Annotated in this window: 5 protein-coding genes; all 5 read right to left on the bottom strand. The window is 49.9% G+C overall.

What is annotated here, in order from left to right:
* Nucleotides 1-11: 11 nt before the first annotated feature.
* Entirely contained in the window at nt 12-233 is a 222-nt protein-coding gene (locus AAC007_RS17385; RefSeq protein WP_339678522.1) for a hypothetical protein, read from the bottom strand.
* Nucleotides 227-1840, bottom strand: a complete 1614-nt coding sequence (locus AAC007_RS17390) for a YfjI family protein (RefSeq protein ID WP_339678525.1) — start codon at nt 1838-1840, stop codon at nt 227-229. The genes AAC007_RS17385 and AAC007_RS17390 overlap by 7 nt, the downstream gene beginning before the upstream one ends.
* Nucleotides 1837-2721 (bottom strand): toprim domain-containing protein, encoded by an 885-nt coding sequence (locus AAC007_RS17395; protein WP_339678528.1) that lies wholly within the window; start codon nt 2719-2721, stop codon nt 1837-1839. The genes AAC007_RS17390 and AAC007_RS17395 overlap by 4 nt, the downstream gene beginning before the upstream one ends.
* Entirely contained in the window at nt 2682-2939 is a 258-nt protein-coding gene (locus tag AAC007_RS17400) for a hypothetical protein (RefSeq protein ID WP_269617956.1), read from the bottom strand. The genes AAC007_RS17395 and AAC007_RS17400 overlap by 40 nt, the downstream gene beginning before the upstream one ends.
* A 127-nt stretch (nt 2940-3066) precedes the next feature.
* Nucleotides 3067-4305 (bottom strand): site-specific integrase, encoded by a 1239-nt coding sequence (locus AAC007_RS17405; protein WP_339678533.1) that lies wholly within the window; start codon nt 4303-4305, stop codon nt 3067-3069.
* Between the last annotated feature and the right edge of the window lie 205 nt (nt 4306-4510).

Genomic DNA, 4510 nt, shown 5'->3' on the forward strand with positions numbered 1-4510 from the left:
GGTGCAGGTGTTCACGCTTCGCAAAATTCAGTGTTCATAGTTACAAAAATACGCAATTGGCGTATTTTAGCTGTAGAGCCTTCAGCATGGTCTGGATTTTCGTGTGTTTTCAGCATTGGTGGGTGTTGGCGGATATTGGCGGGTACTGGCGGATTTGTTGCGGATGCACTCATCGCCACCTGTATTGGCCGCTGATTACGTATTGCCATGCCCTCGGCTATTAGGTCTAGCATGATATAACCTCCCAATACACCGCTTTAGCGCCAGCTCCCATTTGCACCTCTAGGTGGCCATCCATGCGTAGCCTGTCCAGTATGGTTCTGGTTTTGCTGGCTTTTCGGTAAGCCCTCGGTAATCGGTTAAATTGAGTCGCCTCCAGCTTACCGCCGTGTTGAGTTATCCAGTCGAGTAATTCACGCGCCTGTATATCCTCTATATCGTTTGCGGCTTCACCTGTGCGGGCTGCCATTGATTCCAAGTAATAGGCCGTTAGTTGTCCAGCTCTTTGAATATGACTTTCTGTAATCTCCTCGTTTTCAATGAATGCCATTACAGCCGCAATTCTGGCTGCGTTTTCTGCAGCCTTGGACGCGAAGGCTTTAATGTCGAAAAATATGCCGCTTGGCGTCAGGTGTCGTTCTATACCATCATGTAAGGCTTCCCATTGTTGATAGGCATCACCGGTAATTTCGAGGGTGCGCAGATCTAACCCACCGGTTTCTTCGTTTGTGGCTGCAGTCCTAGCTAGCAATTCGGTTAGCCGCGACCAATAGGCGGTAATCGCAGGATCATCATCTGCGCCTATTGTTGGGTCACGATTTGCGAGAAAGCGAGTGCCGGCAATACTAATTTCATGACAGATTAGAAAGCGAGCTATAAAGCCTTGGCCTAGTAATAGTGGATCGGCTAACACTTCCGCACTTACTATCGGTTGCACCATAAGGTGAGTAGATAGGCGGCGGTTGTCCATTTCGCCAGATTCACCCTCAGCGGCGCGGGTACGCTGTAAGGTGCTGCCATCCCATAATTGAGAAAGACAGCCAATCATGCGGCCCTTTGCCTCTGCGGTCATACCGTGGCCGCTAAAAAATCCTACAGCCTCATCAGAGAATAAACCGGCGCTGGGTAATCCTTGCTGATAGTGTCGCCATATTGCTTCCGGTGTCGGTTCTGCAAACGTAATGCTTGCCCGTGGTGGCGGAGTTGGTTTTTCTGCTTCCAGTTCCATTAATGCATTAGCAAGGCGTTGTTCCTCGCTCTCGCTCATAGCCTTATCACCTTTTGGTTTGAATACCTGTTTTGTTGAATTACCGCGCATTTCCCATGCGGTTAGATTTGAGCGATAGCGTTTCAACTCGGATCGTAATTCATCACGGCGGGCTGCTTCAAAATCACGAACGGGCTTTAATGCGAGCTTATCGGTTACGCTTTTGCGGTCGCCACTGTCGGCTATCGAAAGGCAATAGAGCGACACTGGGCCGGTGCTGATTTTGCCTCTCGCCACGTTCACGTGCTGCTGTGCCACTAATGAACCTGCAGCCAGTACCGACTGGCACGCGATGCCCAACGGCACTTGCACATGGTAGGCAATGGCTTTGGCTGCTTCGCCTAATATTGGGCCTAAAGCCTCTACGGGATAGTTGAGGGCTGTCGGCTTCTCGGGTAGTGGTATAGGTTTGCTGAGGGGTAAATTGCGGCCTTCTGCACAATCCGCCACTTTTTCGCCATTGTTCCGCCAATCAACATTAGGCTTAAATCCACTTATATCTAAGGGATCACTATTTTTCCGCCAATCCGCCATTTCCGCCATTGCTGGGTTGTTGTCAATGTGTTCTCTCATCCCATCACCCCCGATTCAATCATCCAATCATTGAAGTCATGGCCTTGCGTGGGTGGGTACCAGAAGTCAGCACCAGTTTTTGAAGCTGCTTGTTTGGCAGCCTTAATACCTACCTCGTCATGGTCGGCAACAATAACTATAGGGACGTTCGGATATTTTTTGCGGATCGCTGTGGCGACATTCGTCATGTTGCCCGCGTTGAATGCGCATGCTGCTGTGTTGGTAGTGTAGAAGGCAACACTGGCGGCGGTCGCCCATCCTTCGGCAATATATAGCGTGTCGGTGCGCTTGCCTTCAATCCAGGACATACAGTCTTTAGTGCGCCCACCAGATAGAAAACGCTTTTCACCGTTTGGCTTAATTGTTTGGATCGACCACAACACATTATCAATGTCGGTAATTGGAATAATTAAATTACCACTGGCCTCGCGCAATCCAAAAGGCGGTAAGCATTTACGTTTAAGGTATTGGTGGTTTTGATTGGCAGGAATAGTATTGTTCCAGATTAATACCGCGCGCCTCGCGGTGGCGTCTTGCTCGGCTTTTCTGGCCTTCTCAGCGTGTGCGCGTGCTTGTGCCATCATTGCCTTGGCGGCATCCATATCGGTTTGTGTGATTGATTTATCACGCCACGTCGATACGTTTGCACTTAGACCGGTGCGCCAATCACCGACCACCCCAGTCACGCCGCTGCCGGAATCAAAAAACACGTACCAGCTCGATACTGACTTTGGTTTATCCGGTTGAGCATATCGGTGCAGTTTTCCGTCAACGAGAATACGGTCGGGCGGGGTTAGTCCTGCATTCAAAAATGCTTGGTTCAAATCTAGGTAGAGAGCGTTCATTGTTTTAACCCCCCCTGTTGGCAGAGCTGGCGCCACGCGTAGGCGGACTCCTGCGTAATCAGGGTTCGGCTACCCACTTTCATCGCGTTCAGGCGGCCCGCTTTGATTTCCGCGTAGGCCTTTACTTTTCCGATACCGTTGCGTCGAGCAAAGGTATCGACCGACATGGCGTCAGCCTCGAAATCGACCGCTTGACGGTCTTTCGCGGAGGGGCTGCGGGGTTTGTTAATAATGCCTATTTCATTGTGTTGCATCGTGTATCACCTCAGTTGTTGGTAATACGTGATTCTCCACATGGGTTTTACTGCGCGGAATGTCCCTCTGATAAATAAATATCAGGAATTGGCTAATATTTGGCGCTTTCGAGGGGGCGAAATTAGATCAATGCCCCTTGGTCGATAAGCTGGCGCTATCGAGCTTGATCTTAGTTACCCCTGCTAATAGGTGTCCGTAGTGGCGTTGGATCATATCTTCGCTTGTGCCAGCTAATTTCGCAGCTTCAAATGTGCTGAGTCCACCAGCGAGCCATCGACTAATTGTGGCGTGGCGCATATCGTACGCAGAAGTTCCTTCTGGTAATCCTGCTTGGATTGCGTACTTACCGCATTCCTGCCAAGTTTGTTTGTTCCAGGGGTTGCCAGCGGAGTCGTGAAATAAGTAGGCGCTTTTAAGCTTAGTCGTACACTGCTTACTGATGAAGTTTGAGGCATCAGTAGTTAGCACGACATTTCGGAATATTTTCTCCCGGCCTTCTTTGCGCTTCCCCGTCGCGACAGTAAGTATCCCTGCAGCTTTATCGAAATCTTGTACTTTTAGAGTAGCTAACTCACCTGGTCGTGCGGCTGTCAGCATCAGGCCATAGAGAAAGTTGCGCAATGGTTGCGGAGTCGCATCGATCCACACTGAGGTCTGGCTGTCATTGAGGTAGTTTCCTTTTGAGCGATTTGTTCCTGGGAAGGCTATCCCAGTTGACCACGCTGATTGAAGGCTGTTGCTGCACATTCCATCACTACATGCAAGGTTGAGAGCCGCACGCAAATGCCGAAAATCTCGGTTAGCCGTGTCCTTTGCTCTTCGCATTACATCAGGATCTGAAGGGTCGGCACCTGTTTTCTCCACCGTTTGCTGAACCGAACCGAGCATCCAGTCCCGCAAATGGCTTTTGCGCAGGGACGAAAGTTTGATCTTGGCGATTGGATTGGCTTCTATCCGATAGCGAAAACTACCGCTTGCCGACTGTTGTGCCTTTGGGCGGCCTGCTAGGCCAGCGTTGACATAATGCTTGCACGCATCCGCGACAGTGGGCTGGGTGTTAGTGATGCCAGCTCTCATATCATCGGCCCAGGCGATAGCCGCTTTTGACGCTTCATCGAAAGCCTTCACTTTCGCATGATTCGCATTTGCCCCGTAGACGTCGGAAAAGTGGCCTAAGGAAGTTGTAAGGTGTTTGCCGGTGTCAGGGTCTCGCCAACGAGCTTGCCAAATTCCTTCGCCAAATGTTTTCGATACTCTATAGCCGACTGCTAATCCTTTATAAAGTGGGTGCCAATAGGGCTCTCGACGCACAGGTAGCGTTGCTCTTTCAGTGGCTGATTTTATGTTTCGCGTTGGCCGCTTCATCTAGGCCTCTTGAAATAAGTTGAGGAAGTACGGTAGTTGTACGGAAAAATATGGGTGTAATCAAGTGAATTGTTATGAGCTTATTTTTGGTAAAGTATTGATAATAAATACATTAATGAACTGACATGAACTGATATTACTCCCCTGCTAAGGGAGTATGCGGTTAATCCTGCATCGAGGGTTCGAATCCCTCCTTCTCCGCCAT

The sequence above is a fragment of the uncultured Zhongshania sp. genome, assembly GCF_963975605.1.
Classification (GTDB): Bacteria; Pseudomonadota; Gammaproteobacteria; order Pseudomonadales; family Spongiibacteraceae; genus Spongiibacter; species Spongiibacter aquimaris.

Bases quoted from the DNA above. Each gene is read 5' to 3' on its own strand.
- AAC007_RS17400 (WP_269617956.1), bottom strand. From the start codon at position 2,939: ATGCAACACAATGAAATAGGCATTATTAACAAACCCCGCAGCCCCTCC.
- AAC007_RS17405 (WP_339678533.1), bottom strand. From the start codon at position 4,305: ATGAAGCGGCCAACGCGAAACATAAAATCAGCCACTGAAAGAGCAACG.
- AAC007_RS17385 (WP_339678522.1), bottom strand. From the start codon at position 233: ATGCTAGACCTAATAGCCGAGGGCATGGCAATACGTAATCAGCGGCCA.
- AAC007_RS17390 (WP_339678525.1), bottom strand. From the start codon at position 1,840: ATGAGAGAACACATTGACAACAACCCAGCAATGGCGGAAATGGCGGAT.